19 protein-coding genes are annotated in these 18,238 nt (G+C 63.2%); 8 read left to right on the top strand and 11 right to left on the bottom strand.

Annotation, left to right across the window (positions count from 1 at the left end; genetic code table 11):
• Position 1 precedes the first annotated feature (1 nt).
• The 7 genes from AC1DS5_RS17275 to AC1DS5_RS17245 all read left to right on the top strand — a co-directional run bounded on the left by AC1DS5_RS17275 (position 2) and on the right by AC1DS5_RS17245 (position 6,140).
• Positions 2 to 877 carry an ABC transporter ATP-binding protein gene (locus AC1DS5_RS17275; RefSeq protein WP_477719480.1) on the top strand — a complete coding sequence of 292 codons (876 nt, stop codon included), beginning with the start codon at positions 2 to 4 and terminating at the stop codon, positions 875 to 877.
• 2 nt (positions 878 to 879) lie between these two features.
• On the top strand, positions 880 to 1,650 hold the full coding sequence (locus tag AC1DS5_RS17270; protein ID WP_477719546.1) for an ABC transporter ATP-binding protein: 771 nt from the start codon (positions 880 to 882) through the stop codon (positions 1,648 to 1,650).
• Positions 1,651 to 1,970: 320 nt separating this feature from the next.
• Positions 1,971 to 3,614 (top strand): cbb3-type cytochrome c oxidase subunit I, encoded by a 1,644-nt coding sequence (locus AC1DS5_RS17265; protein ID WP_477719479.1) that lies wholly within the window; start codon positions 1,971 to 1,973, stop codon positions 3,612 to 3,614.
• Entirely contained in the window at positions 3,604 to 4,203 is a 600-nt protein-coding gene (locus tag AC1DS5_RS17260; RefSeq protein ID WP_477719478.1) for a cbb3-type cytochrome c oxidase subunit II, read from the top strand. The genes AC1DS5_RS17265 and AC1DS5_RS17260 overlap by 11 nt, the downstream gene beginning before the upstream one ends.
• Before the next feature lie 19 nt (positions 4,204 to 4,222).
• Positions 4,223 to 4,837: a c-type cytochrome gene (locus AC1DS5_RS17255; protein ID WP_477719477.1), complete on the top strand. Its 615-nt coding sequence runs from the start codon at positions 4,223 to 4,225 to the stop codon at positions 4,835 to 4,837.
• Positions 4,837 to 5,526 carry an SCO family protein gene (locus AC1DS5_RS17250; RefSeq protein WP_477719476.1) on the top strand — a complete coding sequence of 230 codons (690 nt, stop codon included), beginning with the start codon at positions 4,837 to 4,839 and terminating at the stop codon, positions 5,524 to 5,526. Before AC1DS5_RS17255 ends, AC1DS5_RS17250 begins: the two co-directional genes overlap by 1 nt.
• The gene (locus AC1DS5_RS17245; RefSeq protein WP_477719475.1) at positions 5,523 to 6,140 is read left to right on the top strand and encodes a hypothetical protein; all 618 of its coding nucleotides are present in this window, start codon (positions 5,523 to 5,525) and stop codon (positions 6,138 to 6,140) included. Before AC1DS5_RS17250 ends, AC1DS5_RS17245 begins: the two co-directional genes overlap by 4 nt.
• Positions 6,141 to 6,706: 566 nt before the next feature.
• Here AC1DS5_RS17245 and AC1DS5_RS17240 read toward each other — a convergent pair.
• From AC1DS5_RS17240 to AC1DS5_RS17205, 8 genes are all read right to left on the bottom strand, one after another.
• Entirely contained in the window at positions 6,707 to 6,838 is a 132-nt protein-coding gene (locus AC1DS5_RS17240) for a hypothetical protein (RefSeq protein ID WP_477719474.1), read from the bottom strand.
• 272 nt (positions 6,839 to 7,110) lie between these two features.
• Positions 7,111 to 7,986, bottom strand: coding sequence for a carbohydrate ABC transporter permease (locus tag AC1DS5_RS17235; RefSeq protein ID WP_477719473.1), 876 nt, complete (start codon positions 7,984 to 7,986; stop codon positions 7,111 to 7,113).
• Positions 7,983 to 8,885 (bottom strand): carbohydrate ABC transporter permease, encoded by a 903-nt coding sequence (locus AC1DS5_RS17230; protein WP_477719472.1) that lies wholly within the window; start codon positions 8,883 to 8,885, stop codon positions 7,983 to 7,985. Before AC1DS5_RS17230 ends, AC1DS5_RS17235 begins: the two co-directional genes overlap by 4 nt.
• A 132-nt stretch (positions 8,886 to 9,017) precedes the next feature.
• Complete coding sequence (locus AC1DS5_RS17225; RefSeq protein ID WP_477719471.1) at positions 9,018 to 10,346, bottom strand: ABC transporter substrate-binding protein; 1,329 nt, start codon at positions 10,344 to 10,346, stop codon at positions 9,018 to 9,020.
• A gap of 59 nt (positions 10,347 to 10,405) precedes the next feature.
• The gene (locus AC1DS5_RS17220; protein ID WP_477719470.1) at positions 10,406 to 11,479 is read right to left on the bottom strand and encodes an ABC transporter ATP-binding protein; all 1,074 of its coding nucleotides are present in this window, start codon (positions 11,477 to 11,479) and stop codon (positions 10,406 to 10,408) included.
• Positions 11,480 to 11,696: 217 nt separating this feature from the next.
• On the bottom strand, positions 11,697 to 11,903 hold the full coding sequence (locus AC1DS5_RS17215; RefSeq protein WP_477719469.1) for a hypothetical protein: 207 nt from the start codon (positions 11,901 to 11,903) through the stop codon (positions 11,697 to 11,699).
• Between the two features lie 142 nt (positions 11,904 to 12,045).
• Positions 12,046 to 12,906 carry a nucleotidyl transferase AbiEii/AbiGii toxin family protein gene (locus AC1DS5_RS17210; RefSeq protein WP_477719468.1) on the bottom strand — a complete coding sequence of 287 codons (861 nt, stop codon included), beginning with the start codon at positions 12,904 to 12,906 and terminating at the stop codon, positions 12,046 to 12,048.
• Complete coding sequence (locus AC1DS5_RS17205; RefSeq protein WP_477719467.1) at positions 12,869 to 13,843, bottom strand: type IV toxin-antitoxin system AbiEi family antitoxin; 975 nt, start codon at positions 13,841 to 13,843, stop codon at positions 12,869 to 12,871. Before AC1DS5_RS17205 ends, AC1DS5_RS17210 begins: the two co-directional genes overlap by 38 nt.
• A gap of 497 nt (positions 13,844 to 14,340) precedes the next feature.
• Here AC1DS5_RS17205 and rpoH point away from each other — a divergent pair, with 497 nt between their 5' ends.
• Positions 14,341 to 15,282, top strand: a complete 942-nt coding sequence (rpoH, locus tag AC1DS5_RS17200; protein ID WP_477719545.1) for an RNA polymerase sigma factor RpoH — start codon at positions 14,341 to 14,343, stop codon at positions 15,280 to 15,282.
• Positions 15,283 to 15,410: 128 nt separating this feature from the next.
• Here rpoH and AC1DS5_RS17195 read toward each other — a convergent pair whose 3' ends face one another.
• From AC1DS5_RS17195 to AC1DS5_RS17185, 3 genes are read right to left on the bottom strand one after another with little or no spacing between them, the layout of a single operon-like run.
• Positions 15,411 to 16,040: an SCO family protein gene (locus AC1DS5_RS17195; RefSeq protein WP_477719466.1), complete on the bottom strand. Its 630-nt coding sequence runs from the start codon at positions 16,038 to 16,040 to the stop codon at positions 15,411 to 15,413.
• The gene (gene cyoE / locus AC1DS5_RS17190) at positions 16,037 to 16,951 is read right to left on the bottom strand and encodes a heme o synthase (RefSeq protein ID WP_477719465.1); all 915 of its coding nucleotides are present in this window, start codon (positions 16,949 to 16,951) and stop codon (positions 16,037 to 16,039) included. The genes AC1DS5_RS17195 and cyoE overlap by 4 nt, the downstream gene beginning before the upstream one ends.
• Positions 16,948 to 18,099, bottom strand: coding sequence for a COX15/CtaA family protein (locus AC1DS5_RS17185; RefSeq protein ID WP_477719464.1), 1,152 nt, complete (start codon positions 18,097 to 18,099; stop codon positions 16,948 to 16,950). The genes cyoE and AC1DS5_RS17185 overlap by 4 nt, the downstream gene beginning before the upstream one ends.
• Positions 18,100 to 18,238: the final 139 nt, after the last annotated feature.

The following is an 18,238-nucleotide window of genomic DNA, read 5'->3' as shown; positions in this document are numbered from 1 at the left end:
CATGCACAACGCCTCTCCCTCCGCATCCCTGATGCACCAGCTGCAGGTCGAAGATCTGCACATCCGCTTCGCCACGCCCGACGGCCCCATGCACGCGGTGCGTGGCGTGTCCTTCACCATGTCGCGCGAAAAGCTGGCCATCGTGGGTGAATCGGGCTCGGGCAAGTCCACGGTCGGCCGGGCCCTGCTCAAGCTGCACCCGCGCAGCGCACAGATCGAAGCGCGCAAGCTGGCCTTCGACGGCATCGACCTGCTGGGCGCCAGCCCCAAGACCATGCAGTCCATCCGCGGCAAGCGCATGTCCATGATCATGCAAGACCCGAAGTACTCGCTGAACCCGGTGGTGCGCGTCGGCCAGCAGATCGCCGAAGCCTACCTGGCGCACAACAAGGTGCCGCGCGCCGAAGCCTGTGAACGCACCCTGGCCATGCTGGAGGCCGTGCGCATCCGCGAACCGCAACGCGTGTTCAATCTTTACCCGCATGAAGTGTCGGGCGGCATGGGCCAGCGCATCATGATTGCGATGATGCTGATCACCGAGCCCGAGATCCTGATTGCCGACGAACCCACCTCGGCACTGGACGTGTCGGTACGGCTGCAGGTGCTGGCCGTGCTGGACGACCTGGTCGGCCAGCGCGGGTTAGGGCTGGTGTTCATCAGCCATGACCTGAACCTGGTGCGCCATTTTTGCGACCGGGTGCTGGTGATGTATGCCGGACGCGTGGTGGAGTCCATTGCCGCCGCCGACCTGGACCACGCCGAACACCCCTATACCCGCGGCCTGCTCAGCGCCCTGCCCAGACTGGAGCAGCGCCGCCCGCGCCTGCCCGTGCTGCAGCGTGACCCGGCCTGGCTCACTTCCGGAGCAAACGCATGACCATGATCAACATCAACGCACTCACCCTTGCTTTCGCAGCGGGCGCGGTGAAGGTCCTGAGCGACGTGCACCTGCAGGTGAAGGCGGGCCAGGCATTTGGACTGGTGGGTGAATCCGGCTCCGGGAAAACCACGGTTTTGCGCTGCCTGGCCGGCCAGTACAGGCATTGGAGCGGCAGCCTGCAGATTGCGGGCCGCAGGCTGGATCACAAGCTTGACCGCGCACGCTGCCGCGAAGTGCAGATGGTGTTTCAGGACCCCTACGGCTCACTGCACCCACGGCACACCATTCACACCGTGCTGGCCGAGCCTTTGCGGATTCACGGCCTGACACGCGGCATGGCGGAGGAACGCGAACGCGTCGAGGCGATACTGGGGAAGGTGGGGCTCAACAGCAGTTTTCGTTTTCGCTATCCCCACCAGCTGTCGGGCGGGCAGCGCCAGCGCGTCGCCATTGCGCGCGCCCTGATTCTGGAGCCACGCGTACTGCTGCTCGACGAGCCCACCTCGGCGCTGGATGTATCGGTGCAGGCTGAAATTCTCAACCTGCTGGCCGACCTGCGCGAACGCGAAGGACTGACCTACCTGCTGGTGACGCACGACCTGGGTGTGGTGGCCCACCTGTGCGACGAGGTGGCCGTGATGCAGCAGGGCCGCATCGTGGAAACGCTGACAACCGAGGCACTGTGCAACAACGCGGCGCAACACCCTTACACCCGGATGCTGGTGGATGCGAGCCGGGCCTACAGCCGGGACATGGCTGATACGGCTTGATACGGCCTGGCGCGACGATCAGGATAGTGCGGGCGCCCAGCCTGCCTGGGCATTTCATCACCGCCATGCGGTCGCGCCGCGCGGCTTGCTGTGCGGTGCGCGTTCGCAGCGCTTGCATTTCAGCGTGTTCGGTCATATGGTAGCTATCGTGCCGCTGGCCAGGGGCATGTTTTACGGGCACTGAGGACGCGTGGCGCACGATGGTCGACAGGCCCCGGGCATGCCAGACTTTTTACGGCCCGCCCTCACAAAGATCAGGAGGAAACGATGCCTAACAAAACCCTGATGAACCGCCCTCCTCTGACCACACGGAGGCCATGATGGACAGTGCAATTTTGAGCCTGCTGGGCGCTTTCCTGTTGTCCGTCATTGGCTTGTTTGCCTTCATCTGGTCGCTGCGCAAAGGCCTGCTGGTGGAAAACCCGGGCGCGGCCTCGGTGATTTTTGCGCGCGGCGAGATCGGCCGCATCGACGACCCCTCCCTCGACGACAGGGCGCACGGCGCCATGCAGGCCGCCGCGCCGCCGGCTGCGGAATTCGCGACGGCCGCCGAGGGCGAAGTCAGCGACCGCGTCGAGGCCGATCGCTCCAGCGCATTCCCCGTGTTCATGTTCATCGCGTTTGCCTGCCTGTGGTTGCTGGTGGGCTCGGTCGCCGGATTGATCGCCTCCTACAAGCTGCATGAGCCCGACTGGCTGGTGCAGCAGGCCTGGCTGACCTTCGGACGCATTCGCACGGTTCACCTCAACGCGGTGATCTATGGCTGGTCGTCCAATGCCGCACTGGCGGTGATTCTGTGGCTGCTGCCACGCATGCTGCGCACGCGACTGCATGGCGGCATCTGGGCCATGATGGGCGGCTCTTTGATCAACACCGGCATTGCCGCCGGCATTGGCGCGATTGCGGTGGGCTGGTCTGACGGCATGGAGTTTCTTGAAATTCCGTGGCAGATCGACATCTTCATCTTCGTCGGCTTTGCCTTGGTGATCCTGCCTGCGCTCTACACGCTCGTCAACCGCCGGATCGAGCATCTGTATGTGAGCGTCTGGTACTTCACGGCGGCCCTGCTGTGGATTGCCGTGCTGTTTGGCGTTGCCAACCTCCCCGGCGTGCACACCGGCGTGCAGCAGGCGACCACCAACTGGTGGTATGGCCACAACGCATTGGGCTTGTGGTTTACGCCGGTGGCCGTGGGGGCCATTTATTACTTCCTGCCCAAAATCATTGGCCGGCCCGTGGTGTCCTACAACCTGTCGCTGCTGGGCTTCTGGACACTGGCCTTCTTTTACGGACAAGTGGGCGGCCACCATTTGATCGGCGGGCCGGTGCCCGGCTGGCTGACCACGCTGTCGATTGTGCAAAGCGTGATGATGATCATCCCGGTACTGGCTTTCACCATCAACATGAAAGGCACGCTCAAAGGGCAAATGCACCTGGCGCGTTACTCGCCGACGCTGCGCTTCATGATGTTTGGCGGGCTGATGTACCTGGCCTCTTCCGTGCAGGGCTCGTTCGAGGCGCTGCGCAGCATCAACGCGGTGACGCACTTTACCCACTTCACGGTGGCACACGCGCACCTGGGCATGTACGCCTTCGTGACGATGGTGTTTTTTGGGGCAATTTACTTCATGATGCCGCGCGTGCTGGAGTGGGAGTGGCCCTACCCCTGGCTGATCACGCTGCACTTCTGGCTGGCCGCCTTGGGCATCAGCATCTACTTCGTTGGCCTGACGATCGGCGGCTGGCTTCAGGGCACGGCCATGCTTGACGCGGCCCGGCCTTTCGGGGAATCGGTCGCCGTGACCCTGCCCTGGCTCAAGTCCAGAAGCGTCGGCGGGCTGGTGATGAGCCTGGGACATCTGGTGTTTGTGGGCCACTTCCTGGCGATGGCGCTGCGTTTCGGCCCTGACCGGACCGGTGCGGCACTGTTCATGCAACCCCGGGAGGCCGCGCATGGAAAATGAAGTCAAACTGGCCGCTGGCGCAATGGTCGCACTGGCCGTTGCCACCGCGGCGCTGGTCGTGATGCCGTATATCCAGGTACGCGACGTCAAGCCACCGGCGGGCCTCAAGCCCTATACCGACCAGCAGCTGCGCGGCCGAGAGGTGTACATCGCCAACGGCTGCGTGTATTGCCACAGCCAGCAGCCGCGCGACCGCAATCTGGCGCCCGACCACACGCGCGGCTGGGGCCGCCCCTCGGTGCCGGCCGATTATGTGTATGACAAGCCGCACCTGCTGGGCAGCATGCGCACCGGGCCGGACCTCTTCAACATCGGCGCGCGCCAGCCCAGCAAGGACTGGCATCTGGGCCACCTGTACCAGCCGCGCGCCTATGTGCCCGACTCCATCATGCCGTCGTATCCCTACATGTTTCTGGTCAAGGATGCGGCCGAGGAAGGCGACCAGGTAGTGACGCTGCCGCCCGTCTACGCGCCCTTTGGCAAGGTCGTGGTGGCCCGGCCGGAGGCCCTGGACCTGGTCAAGTACCTGCAGGCGCTGAACCACACCTACCCCATCCTGCCGGCACCGGCAGTACCGGCAGCTCCATGATGCACCCGAGGAGATTTTCATGGTGACCCCTGACCCACGGCAACACCCGGCGGCGCAACAACGCGAAACGGGAGACCCCTCCGAGCAGGTGCAACCCATGCCCCTGCTGGCAGCGGCTGTGACGCTGGTGATGGTGCTCCTGGGTGCCGGGTATATATTTTTCTCCGACCCGTTTGGCAACGCCGAGCTGGGTGACCGGCGCACCGTGGCCGACCTCACGGCCAAGGCACCGGGCGCACCGGGTGCAGGCCAGGCGGTAGACGGCAAGGCGCTTTACACGGGCAACTGCGCGTCCTGCCACCAGGCCACCGGCAAGGGCCTGCCCGGCGTGTTTCCGCCGCTGGATGGCTCTGAATGGGTGCAGGGAGAGCCGCGCGTGGTGGTCAACATCCTGCTGCACGGCATCACTGGCGAGATCGAGGTGGCCGGCACCACCTACAAGGGCATGATGCCTTCGTTCAAGCAGCTGAGCGATGCCGAGCTGGCCGCCATTGCCAGCACCATTCGATCGGAATGGTCAAACAAGGCTGCAGCCATCACGCCAGAGCAGTTCGCCGCCGAACGCAAGGACACGCGCCGCAGTGCGCCCTTTGCCAGCGGCGCTGAACTCAAGGCCTTGCCTCCGGCGCAATGATGGGACGCACGACCGTATTGAGCGCGCTTTTCGCACTGCTCGCTTATGCGGCAGGCGCCTGGCTCACGCATGATTTTCAAATCTGGACGGCCGAAGGCGCGCGCCGGCTCGAAGTGGCGCTCGCGCCGGTGCCCGCGCCCGCCACCCCGCTGCACGGGCCCGACATGGCTGACACGTCATTGCCGTTGCTGCTCTCGGAGGGCGGCGGCGTCACCATCGTCGATTTTGTCTACACCCGCTGCCAGACGGTTTGCCTGGCATTGGGCAGCACTTTTCAGCAGCTGCAGGCCAACATCCAGGAAGGCCAACGCACCCCCCCGGCGAGCGCAAAGAGCGTAAAGGGACCAGCTGGCGTCAAGCTGCTGTCCCTCAGTTTTGACCCGGCGCACGACCAGTCCGCCGCGCTGGCAGCGTATGCCGGCCGCCTCCAGGCCGACCCGCATATCTGGCGTTTTGCCACGGCGCGTGATGAAACGGGGCTGCGTCTTTTGCTGGAGCGCTTTCAGGTGGTGGTGATTCCGGATGGCATGGGCGGCTTTGAGCACAACGCGGCACTGCTGGTGGTCGATGGCAGGGGCCGCCTCGTGCGCATCTTTGACTACACCGACATGGACACCGCGCTGGCCTGGGCGCAGCACCTTGCGGCCACACAAGCCCACACAGCAAAGGCCGAAGGAAGCACCGGATGAGCGCGCCGCACACCGTTGGCCGATGGCTGGCGCGCCACCAGGTCCTCCTTGGCGGGCTGCTGCTGGCTGCCCTGCTGCTGCCACCGCTCCGGCGCGCGCTGGAGTCAGGCATGGCCACGCACATGCTGCTGCAGTTTCCCGCCCTGATCGTGGTGGGCGGCCTGCTGGCCGCGGGCCTTTCACCCACGTGGCGCCAACGCCTGGATGCCTGCAACGCGCACGGTATGGCCGGGCTGGTTTTTGCCGCGCTGGTGCTGGCGCTGGCCATGGTGCCGCGTCTGCTCGATCTGGTGCTGGTGGATGCGCGTATTGACGCCCTCAAGTTGGCCGCCTTGCTGCTGTGTGGCGCCGCGCTGCGTTTGTCCTGGCGGGCTGCGGGCACCGTGGTGCAGGGCTTCTTTCTGGGCAACACGCTGCCGATGATGGCCATTGCAGGCACGCTCTACGAGGAGGCGCCTGCGCGCGTGTGCAATGCCTATCGGCTGGATGAACAACAGTTTGTCGGCGCAGCCCTGATCTGGGTAGCCAGTGCCCTGGCGGCGCTCTGGCTGGCGCAGGTTAGCTGGCGCCTGACGCGGCCGCACACGCCTGCCTCTCCAAAGGCTGTGCACTAGCTTCTACGGTTCTACCGGTTCTACGGGGCGAGCACAGGACGCTATCTCGTGCGCCAAAATCTGAACCAGGGGGATGACCATCCCGGCAGCCAACGCCACTACCGCCAGCCCAGCCGGGCCCGTATTGCTTCCACGTTTTCAGCCACGAGGCATCAGGAAATTACCGGTCACCGCGCCTGGAACCACCGCCGTGACTCCCCCGAAAGCCGCCATGCCCACCCCGAAATCCCCGATCATGACTGCGATGACCGCTCCATGAGCTAAAACCGAAGTTGAAGGATACAGCCGGGCCTATGTACAAAGGGTCATAGTAGTAGGGATAGGGGTAGAGGTAAGGATAAGGGTAGGGATTGGCGTAAACGGGAGGCGCCACATAAACGGGTTGGCCGGTGGCATACGTTCCGTACGCATAGGGTCCAGGGTCGGCAGGCCCATAAACCGCGCATCCACCCAGGGCGGACACGACAACCAGCGAAAAGGTAAGGCGTTTCGCCGCGCCTTTGATGGATTGGTTCATAGGCGTTAGAGACGCGGCGTTTTCCACAGTTCAGTGGAATTTTTGTTCTTTACACCCTCACCGCGGGGTACAGGGGCGGCAAACCTGTGCCGCGCACGGCGCCCTTAGGGGGCCAGACGTAGTCGTCCGACCCCGGTGCAAACACCGCCGCAAAAGCCGGTGCGCTGTGGCGGGTGGGCACGCTGGGCTCCAGCCTTTCCGCCAAAAACGCGTATTTGGCACCTTGCAGTGCAAACTCAGCCAGGTTTTGCGGGTGTGGCCGGTAGGATTGTCTGTCGCGGCGGACGATGTGTCCTGGGCTGACACACCCGCACCTGGAGCCACACGCCGGACTCGCCTTGGCAATTCCTCACGCCGTTGGTGCGGCCTGCAACTCGAATGAGATCTTGTACGCTACCTCCCATGTCTTGGCGAAAACTCCGTTTCTCTGCGGTGAAGCATTGACCCCACCGATCACTCCTTCACGGAGCCCGTCATCCCCGAGACGTAATACTCGACGAAGAATGAGTAGATGAATGCGACCGGCAGCGACCCGAACAGCGCGCCCGCCATCAGCGAGCCCCAGTGGTACACATCGCCTTCGACCAGCTCGGTGACCACGCCTACCGGCAACGTCTTGATCTCGCTCGACGAGACGAAGGTCAGCGCGTAAATGAACTCGTTCCATGACAGCGTGAACGCGAAGATGCCGGCCGAGATCAAGCCCGGCACCGCGAGCGGCAACACGATCTTGACGAGGATCTGCCAGCGTGTCGCACCGTCGATCAGCGCGCACTCCTCCAGCTCGAACGGGATGGTCCTGAAGTAGCCCATCAGCAGCCAGGTGCAGAACGGGATCAGGAAGGTCGGGTAGGTCAGGATCAGCGCCAGCCGCGTATCGAACAGGCCGAGCTGAAACACCACCGAAGCCAGCGGAATGAACAGGATCGACGGTGGAACCAGGTACGCCAGGAAGATGGCCAGCCCCACATGCCTGGCGCCCGAAAAACGCAGCCGCTCGATCGCGTAGGCGGCCAGCACCGACGCGGCGAGCGAGAAAAAGGTGGAGACGACCGAGACGAGCACCGTGTTCCACATCCACTGCGGGTAGGCGGTGTCGAACAGCAGCTTCTTCACGTGTGCGAGCGTGGGCGCCACGATCCAGAACGGGTTGCCGTCGCGCGAGAGCAGCTCGTTGTTGGGCTTGAACGCGGTGATGCCCATCCAGTAAAACGGGAACAGCAGCACGAACAGAAAAATGCACAGCGGCAGGTAGACCCTGACCAGCTTGCGCGGCGTGGAGTCGAGAAAGCTCATCCCGACCGTGTCGGTGCTCGTGTCCTGGCTCATTTGTCGGCCCCGCCCTGTTGCCACGCGCGGCGCTGCAGGCCGAAGTAGCTGAACATGATGGCGGCCAGCAAGAACGGCACCATCGCGATCGAGATCGCCGCGCCCTCGCCGAGCGCGCCGCCCGAGATCGCGCGCTGGAACGACAGCGTGGCCATCAGGTGGGTAGCGTTGAGCGGGCCGCCGCGCGTGATCACGTAGATCAGCTGGAAGTCGGTGAAGGTGAACAGCACCGAGAAGGTCATCACCACCGCGATGATGGGCGTCAGCAGCGGCAGCGTGACGTGGCGGAACTGCTGCCACGGCGTGGCGCCGTCGATCGCCGACGCCTCGTAGTACGACGGCGAGATCGTCTGCAGGCCCGCCAGCAGCGTGATCGCGACGAAGGGAACGCCGCGCCACACGTTGGCCGCGATCACCGAGAAGCGCGCGTTCCACGGGCTGCCGAGGAAGTCGATGTACTTGTCGATCACGCCCATCTTCACCAGCACCCAGCTGATGATGGAAAACTGCGCGTCGAACAACCACCAGAAGGCGATCGCCGACAAAGCCGTCGGCACGATGTAGGGCAGCAGGATCACGGCCCGGAAGAAGGACTTGAAACGGATGTTCTTGTTCAGCAGCAGCGCCAGCCACAAGCCGAGAAAGAACTTCGCCACGCTCGCAATGGTTGTGTAGAACAGCGTATTGAACAGCGCCAGTTGCGTGACGCTGTCGGTGGCCAGGAAGACGTAGTTCTCGATGCCGATCCACTCGCCAGGCCGGCCGACCTTGGCGTCGGTGAATCCGAGCCACACGCCCAGCCCGAGCGGATACGTCAGGAACAGCAGCAGCAGCACCGCAGCGGGCAACATGAAGATGAGCCCGAGCGCGTTGCGACTGTTCTGAAGTTTCTCAAGCATCGGTGGTAGTCCAGCGTGCGCGACCGGCGATGCGCAAGCATCGCGGCGCCAGGTTGAACGTCACGCCCGCCGTCCAGGCGGCGTGACGATCAAACGCAGCGAGATAGTGCCGCACCAAAGGTGTCGGCACTATCAGACTTTGTAATAACGTTCGGCGCGCTTCTGCGCCCGTTCCGCCGCTTCCTTCGGCGTCTTCGATCCGCTCGCTGCTTCGGCCACCATGTTGACGACGATGAAGTCGGCGGCGGCACCCGCCGACGCGTAACCGAGCTTGCCGGCGTAGCCTGCCGGGCGCAGGTTCTTCACGCAATCGCGGTACGGAGTGTGCTTCGGGTCCGAGGTCCAGATCGCCGACTTCGTGTACGCCGCCAGCGGCGGGGCGATGTAGCCGCCGGCCGCCGTGAGCCATGGGTCGAACTGTTCCTGCTCCATCATGAAGCGCAGGAACTCCTTTGCGGCCTGCGGGTACTTGGTGTACTTCATGATCATCTGGTTGAAGAACAGGTGCGACTCGGTCGGCACCCCCACCGGGCCGATCGGGTACTGGGCGTGGTAGACGTCTTCCTTGAGATCCTTGACCTTCTGGTCGGTCGCGTTCTTGGTCGCGTAGTAGATCGAGATGCCGTTGTTGGTCAGGCTGATCTGGCTGTCGAGGAAGGCCTTGTTGTTGTTCGGGTCAAGCCACGACAGCGTGCCGGGAACGAAGTTCGCGTACATCTCCTTCCCGTACTCGAGCGCCTTGATGGTTTCGGGGCTGTCGATCACGACCTTGTTGTCCTTGTCGACCAGCTTGCCGCCATGCGACCAGATCAGCCAGTTGGTCCACAGGCCGTCGCCGGTGGCGTTGCCGAGTGCCATGCCGGCCGGCGTGCCCTTGGCGTGCAGCGCCTTGAGCAGGCTCAGGAAAGCGGTCGTGTCTTTCGGGAAGCTGTCGAAGCCGGCCGCCTTCACATGGCTCTGGCGGTAGACCAGCATCGCGCCGGCGGCACCGAGTGCCACGCCGATCCACTTCTTGCCGTCGGGCCGCAGGTAGGCCTCGCAGGCCGGATACCAGCCGCCGTACTTCTTTCCGAGGTAGGTGCACAGGTCGGTCACGTCGAGCAGCTTCTCGGGGTACAGGTTCGCGTCGTCGTTGGTCGACAGGATGATGTCGGGCCCGGCGCCGGTGTTTGCGGCCACGGCGGCCTTGGGCCGCACATCTTCCCAGCCTTCGTTGTCGACCCGCACCTCGATACCGGTCTTCTCGGTGAACTTCTTGACGTTGACCATGTAGGCGTCGATGTCGCCCTGCACGAAGCGACTCCAGCGCAGCACGCGCAGCTTGGCACCCTTCTCGGGTTTGTAGGTGAGCGCCTGCGCATGCACTGCGGGCGCCCAGACGGCGGCACCGGTGCCGATCGTGGCCGCGGCGGCGACGCCGGCCGAGCCTTCGAGGAATTTTCTGCGATTGAACGGGTTCATCGTGAGTCTCCTTCCGTGATAAGTCGAGTGTTGAGGCGGGGAAAAGGCATCGAGCGCAGTCAGGCTGCGAGGCGCTGGCCGGTGCTCGCATCGAACAGGTGCGCGCGTTGCGGGTCGGGCAGCAGATGGATGGTGCTGCCAGGTGCGAAGTCGTGTCGCTCGCGGAACACCGCCGAGAGGTCCACGCCCCCGTGTCGGCAGGCGATGAAGGTGTCCATCCCGGTGGGCTCCATCACGACCACATGGGCCGGAATGCCGCCGGCGTCAGCGAGCGTCAAATGCTCGGGCCGGGTGCCGAAGATCACCGGCTGGCCGTCCGCGCCGCCCGAGCGCGGCGGTGCGTCGAGCTGGGTGCCGTCACCCAGCTCGATGCGCGCGCTGCCGCCGGCGCGCTTCAGCGTGCCGGGCAGGAAGTTCATCGCCGGTGAGCCGATGAAGCCGGCGACGAACTGGTTGGCCGGATGGTCATACAGATCCAACGGGCTGCCGGTCTGCTCGATGCGACCGTCGCGCATCACGACAATCTTGTCGCCCATCGTCATCGCCTCGATCTGGTCGTGAGTGACGTAGATCGAGGTGGTCTTCAGGCGCAGGTGCAGTTCCTTGATCTCGCTGCGCATTGCGACACGCAGCTTGGCGTCGAGATTCGAGAGCGGTTCATCGAACAGGAACACCTGCGGATCGCGCACGATCGCGCGCCCCATCGCGACGCGTTGCCGTTGGCCGCCCGACAGCTGGCGCGGGTAGCGATCCAGCAGCGCACCGAGCGCCAGGATCTCGGCGGCGCGTGCGACCTTGCTGGCGACCGTGGCCTTGTCCTGCTTGGCCAGTTCGAGCGAGAACGCCATGTTCTCGCGCACCGTCATGTGCGGGTACAGCGCGTAGTTCTGGAACACCATCGCGATATCGCGCGCCTTCGGCGGTAAGTCGTTGACGCGCTTGTCGCCAATGCGGATCTCGCCGCCGCTGATTTGTTCCAGCCCGGCAATCATGCGCAGCAGCGTCGACTTGCCGCAGCCCGAGGGGCCGACCAGCACAGTAAACGAACCGTCCTGGATCTCGATGTCCACGCCATGAAGGATGGGGACTTCGCCGAAGTTCTTCTTGACTGCCCTGATCGTGACACCGGCCATACACAGCGTTCCTGAAGGTTCCGGGCAAGAGCCGCCCCTGTCGTGTTGTGCCCGCGCCGCACACGGCGAACTCACAATGCCGTGTCAGTATCAGCATCGCCCGCCGCGCCCACCATTGGGGCTAACCACTAGGACGCGCGCCGGGCTGGAACTGAGAGCAAAATAGGACTCTACCCCATACAGAACCTGCTTAATAAGCTATTAAAATAATAGCAAACTAACCACCGACCTCCACCGCAAGATCGCTCCCCAAGCCACCGGCAATCAACCTGAACTCCTCCCGAGCCGCTTCCAGATCATCGACGATTTTCTGGGCAATCACGTCGGGCGGCGGCAGGTTGTCGCTGTCGACCAGACTGTCGTCCTTGAGCCAGAAAATGTCCAGGCTGGCCGACCAGTTTTCACAACCGATCAGGTCCACCACCAGGCGGCGCAGCTTGGCCGGGTCCTGAAACTTGTGAGGAACAGCAGGTAAGTGAGCTGCTCGACCTAGTCGTCATAGCTCATGCCGTCGTCGCGCAGCACGTTGCAGTAGTTCCAGGGTTTCTGGACAATGATGGCGGAGTTCATGGCTTGGGTATCTCTGTGTCCATCAGGCCGCGCAGCAACGCATTTAGCCAGGCAAGTGCGCGGTCCGGGTCGGTGGAATTCATCTCGTTGGGCAAGAGGCCCGGCTTGCCAGTGTCCGTTTGCGGCAGCAGCACATGGGTCACTTGATCAAGACCATGTTTATCGAGCATGCGGCGAATATCGTGGCCCAGCATGGGTGGACCGGCAAGCTCGTAGTCAAAATCATCGTCCTGTGTCCAGCCAACAAATTCATCCCAGAGTCGTGACTCATTGCCGGCAATCAGGTAGTGGCGCAGGATCATCTGCAGATCGTGTGCATCCTTGCGCGGGGAGGCGTAGTGCCGGTCTTGCCAGCAAACAATTTTGAGCAAGGCGAGCGCGGGAAGCGACACCACTCGCGTCCGCACATTGCCTGGCAACAAGACGACGTGCGCAGTTGCCAGTGCCTCACGAAAACCAAACACGTCCATGGCGAACTCGTGACGTGGTGGCCAGGCAATCTTTCGTTCAGGGGATTCAACCCCGCCGAACGGTACCAGATCGACCGGCCAGCCGCTGTGATGCCGCAGCCGATGCGCCGCCGTAGTTGAACCCGCAAATGCGCCGCTTGCGATCAGACGCTCATGCAAAACTGCAAAAGCTGCCCAGTCCGGCACGGCCAATGCGAAGTCGATATCTTCTGTTTGACGCTGTATGTTGATGCCGTGCCCGTATTGCAGATGCAGGTCGCGCGCAAAGGCGCCAGCAATGAGCGGCGCAATGCTCATGGCCGCTGCGGCTGGCTCCACGTCAGCCACCACCCGGGCGTGCAGGGCCAGCTCAGGCCGCAGGGAGAAGTCGAGCAAGGTGTTCGTCATAAACCAGCTGTGCGGTTTCGATGCAGCGGGCATCGCCTGTTGCGAGTAAATCGGCATACACAAGCACGGGATGCACCGTGTCTGGCCGCGTTGTGGCTGGCATATTTCCCCAGAACGGTTTTCGCCACTCAAGCACACGGTCGCCCGCCTGCGCGCCGCGAACAATTGTCATGCGTTGCTCCACCAGCAGTTTTGGCGGAAGCCTGTCGGCATAAATCGTGAGCACACCCGGCACCAGATAGTCAACCAGCAGATTCGCCGCTGGCTCACCACCCCACAAGGCCTGGGCATCCAGCGGCCACTGTTGCCAGGCGTCAAAGTCTTTCGCAAGATAGGTCGCCTGCAAGGTCTTGGCCCGCAGCCTGCGCGCATAGTTCAGCGCCCATTCGTCAAGCAACCGTTTGGTGGCGTTGAGGCGCCGGTGCTTTGGCAGCACCAGCAAATGGCCAGTCTGCTGCAAGTCGGCCAGCACGGCCGGAATCGCACCCAGCGCTACGCCCGCTGCTGCTGCGATGGCACGGTGTGGCGCGTTGGCAAGCTCAGGGTTGCCAAGCAGCGCAAACATCACCTTCAAGCCCGTCAGGGTGTACGCCTTGCCAGCGTTGGGGGCCAAATTGCTGTCCTGCAACTTGCATCCTGTCACATAGACCAGCAGGCCGGGGCCTTCCAGGTAGGCATTGCCTGCCGTATCCGCAAACTGCTGCTTTTGCCCACGTAGCTTTTCAGCCATGGGCGGCGTGAGGTATTCCGTCACCAGCAAAGGGGCGAGCCCGGTCGCAGCTGCGGCGTGCTGGAGTTGCATGGTTGCCGCCCCATGGGTCGCGGGCGTCAGCCTGCTTTTGGCTTCGACCACATAGTCCATATGTTCTCCGCCCTTGCCAATACGCAGCCATGCATCCGCCAGAAACCGCGTTGTATCCTGGGGCGGATCCACCATGACCACGTCAAGGCCCAACCGCCTTAACTCAGCCGTTGCACGCTCGATTAGAAGTTTGGGATCGCCCATTTGTTCATAATTTAAAGACGTTCACATTTTATGAACGAGAGCGAATTTTAAACAAAATTCCGCTTTTGTTCAATTTAATTAAATGTTCACAAAAAGTGAACGGGCGACTCCAGGTTGACCCCCAATACCACTAACTGGGCCGCTTCCCGAAGCGCGGCGGCCTGCTTGACTGAGGCAGCGCAATCCATCACCCGAGGCCCTGGCAATGAACGCCGACCCGCCTTTACAAACGGGTAACCAAACCCCCAGAACCAAGTCGACGCTGGGGGGTCATACCTACAACTGAGTGAAAACCAAGGGTTAGCACGGGTTAGCCTTATGCTATCGGCGGCATTGAACCTATTGCTTAGCACTCTCTCTAATGGAGTGCTAATATTTCGTCCTAGAAAAGGAGTTCGACTGTGTCACATGCTCTGTCCCCCCAGGCCCTGACGGGCGCCCTTGCGGTTTCCGCGCCCCGCGCCGGTGCCGTGGCTGCCGTCAATCCCTGGTCGCTGGTTCCCCCGCTGGGCAATCTGGACGCCTACATTTCGGCGGTCAACCGTCTGCCCATGCTCACCCTGGAGCAGGAGCAGGAATTTGCCAAAAAACTCAAAGAACACAACGATCTTGAGGCCGCTGGTAAGTTAGTGCTCTCTCACTTGCGCCTGGTGGTGTCGATTTCCCGCAAGTACCTGGGTTACGGGCTGCCGCATGGCGACCTGATCCAGGAGGGCAATATCGGCCTGATGAAGGCAGTCAAGCGCTTTGACCCGGAACAGAACGTGCGGCTGGTGAGCTATGCCATGCACTGGATCAAGGCCGAGATTCACGAGTACATCCTGAAAAACTGGCGCATGGTCAAGGTGGCCACCACCAAGGCCCAGCGCAAGCTGTTCTTCAACCTGCGCTCGATGAAACAGGGTTTCAAGGGCGACGCCGATGTGGCGACGCACCGCGACACGCTGACCGAAGGCCAGATTGACTCGATGGCCAAGACGCTGAACGTCAAGCGCGAGGAAGTCATCGAGATGGAGCAGCGCATGTCGGGCGGCGACGTACTGTTGGACCCGAGCCCCAGCGACGACGGCGAAGACGCTTTTGGACCGATTGCCTACCTGGCCGATGCCACGCAGGAACCGACCGCCCTGATCGAATCACGCCAGCGTGACAACCTGGCCAGTGACGGCATCAGCGCCGCGCTGGAAGAGCTGGATCCGCGTTCGCGCCGCATTGTGGAAGAGCGCTGGCTCAAGGTCAACGATGATGGCTCAGGCGGCATGACCCTGCACGATCTGGCGGACGAGTACCAGGTCAGTGCCGAACGGATTCGCCAGATTGAAGTCTCGGCGATGAAGAAAATGAAAAAGGTGCTGGCGGCTTACGCCTGAGCCAGGGAGTCGCGCACCAAAAGCATGGTGCGCCCTCCCCTGAGTTCCACCTCGGCACGCTAACGTGCAACCAGGCCCGCTCCCCGTAATCAGGTGCGGGCCTTTTTATGGCCGCTGCGCGGCGCTGATCAGGTGTTTTTGAGCAGCAGGCGGATATCGGACGCCAGTGCCTCGGGGCCGCCACCATAGCGGTTGTACAGCCGGATGCGGCCCTTGCCGTCAAAAACGTAGCTGCCCGCGGAATGGTCCATGGTGTAGCTGGCAGGCGTCTTGCCATCGACCTTTTTGTAATAAACCTTGAAGTCCCTGGCGACTTCGGGCAGCTGGGCCATGGTGGGCCGCAGCGCCAGGAAGGTCGGGTCGAAATTGGTCATGTAGGCCTTGAGCAATTCGGCCGTGTCCCGCTCGGGGTCCACCGTGATGAAGATGGCCTGCAGCTTGTCGCCATCGGGGCCCAGCAGCTGCTTGATCTGGGCCAGTTCGGCCATGGAGGTCGGGCACACATCGGGGCATTGGGTGTAGCCAAAAAATACCACCACCACCTTGCCGGCAAAGTCTTTCAGCGTGCGTACCTGGCCGTTATGGTCGGCGAGCGCAAAGCCCTGCGCGTAGTCGGCGCCGGTCAGGTCAATGCTCTTGAACTGGGGCTTGTCGGGCGCGCAGGCCGTCAAGAGGCCTGCCGTGATTGCCAGCAAGCCGGTACCGGCGATGGTTTGAAGGGCGAGCCGGCGGCTGGGTGGCAGGGTGACAGGTTTCATACGAGGTAATGGTCCAGCAGCAGGGCTGCGAATAACACCGAGAGATGGATCAATGAAAAGCGGAAGGTCTTGCGCGCCAGTGCGTCGGAGTAGCTGCGCCACAGGCGCCAGCCATGCCAGCTGAAGCCCACGCTGAGCACGACCGCCACCACGAGATAGAGCCAGCCGCTCATCTTGAAAACAAAGGGCATGAGGCAGGCGGCAAACAGCACCAACGTGTACAAAAACACCTGCAGCCGCGTGAACTCGTTGCCATGCGTGACGGGCAGCATGGGCAGGCCGGACTTGCGGTAGTCCTCGACGCGGTACAGCGCCAGCGCCCAGAAGTGCGGGGGGGTCCAGAGGAAAATGATCAGGAAGAGGATGAGCGCTTCCGGGCCCACGGTGCCCGTCATGGCCGCCCAGCCCAGCACCGGCGGCATGGCACCCGAGGCGCCCCCGATCACGATGTTTTGCGGTGTGAGCGGCTTGAGGATCACGGTGTAGACCACCGCATAGCCGACAAAGGTGGCAAAAGTCAGCCACATGGTGAGCGGATTGACCCACACATACAGAATCACCGAGCCCGCAGCGCACAGGGCTGCGGAGAAGGCCAGGGTCAGGGGGTTGCTGAGTTCGCCCTTGGCCGTGGGGCGCCAGGCCGTGCGCCGCATTTTGGCGTCAATCCGCTGCTCGACCAGGCAGTTGAAGGCCGCAGCCGCCCCCGCCACCAGCCATATGCCGGCACAGGCGATCAGTGCCAGCCTCAGCTCGGGCCAGGTCGGGACATGGGGGACGGCCAGCACCATGCCGATTAGCGCGCAAAACACAATGAGCTGCACCACGCGTGGCTTGGTCAGCGCGTAGAACTGGGCGAACCTGGATGGTGTGCGGGAATGGGGGGCCGAAGCGGCAGGGTTGCTGGGGTTCATGCGGACAATCTCGAAGCTTTCCATTTTGACGCATGGACGGGGCTGGGGATGCTGCGGCTGGAAAAAACGATGCCGGTCAGCACCACCACCAGCGCCGCGGCGCCGCCGGTGTGCGCCACCGCAGCCACCAGCGGCCAGCCCAGCACGACGTTGCTCAGGCCTGTGGCCACCTGCAGCAGGGTGAGGCCGCCCAGCCAGCGCGCGTCGGGACGCAGGGTGGGCACGCGGTAAAGCCTGGCGGCCAGCAGCATCAGCGCGGCAAACACCGCATAGGCGGCCAGACGGTGCACGTAATGGATGGCGGTGAGTGCCTGAAAGCTGATATTGCCGCCATCATGGCCGGCGCCCAGTTCGCGCCACAGCGTAAAGCCCTGGCTGAAATCCATCGCCGGCCACAGCGAGCTCTGGCAACTCGGAAAGTCGGTGCAGGCAAGCACCGCGTAGTTGGTGCTGACCCAGCCCCCCAGGGCAATCTGCAGCCACAGCAAGGCGAACGCGGCAAAGACAAAAAGCCGGGTGCCCGCGCTCAGCTCGGCGATCAGGGAGGACCCCTGCGCCTGCGCATAACGCACCGACTGCGCGCGCAGCAGCCCCAGCAAAATCAGGCCGCCGAGCAGGTGCAGTGTGACGATGGCTGGAAACAGTTTCATCGTGACGGTGAGCGCACCGAACGCGCCTTGCAGACAGACCCACAGCAATGTCACCGTGGGCCAGCCTGGCGAGATGTGTGCCCGCTCGCGTTCCAGCCAGCTGACGACGGTGAGCGTGAGGATCAGCACGCCCACGCCCGTGGCCAGGTAACGGTGAACCATTTCTATCCACGCCTTGGAATGCGTGACCGGGCCCGTGGGCATGGCGCTCTGCGCGGCCTCGATATGCACCTGCGCACCGACCGGGCTGGCACTGCCGTAGCAGCCCGGCCAATCAGGGCAACCCAGGCCGGAATCTGTCAGCCGGGTGAAGGCGCCAAAAATCACCAGGTCGAAGGTCAGAAACAGGGTGACCAGTGTCAGCACGCGCAGGCGCCGGGTAACCGGTGCATGCTTGTGGTGCAACCAGACCCAGGCCAACGGGCCGAGCGCCACGGCCAGCCCCATGATCATCAGGCGCAGGGCCGGACTCAGGTCGTAGAGGTTTTGTGCAGCCATGTTTAAAGAGAGCCAGCCATCGCCATGCGCGATAGAGTTCTAAGCCAGCAAACGCCGTGAGTAATCGCAGAGGTTCTAAACCAGCAGGGGCCGCGGAACCGGCTCCGCCGGGCCGCAGGCGCAGCGCCCCCTCGGGGGG

Source organism: Polaromonas sp. P4_H1 (assembly GCF_056400945.1).
Note: the sequence above shows the minus strand (reverse complement) of the source record. Positions and strands in the feature narration are given on the sequence as shown.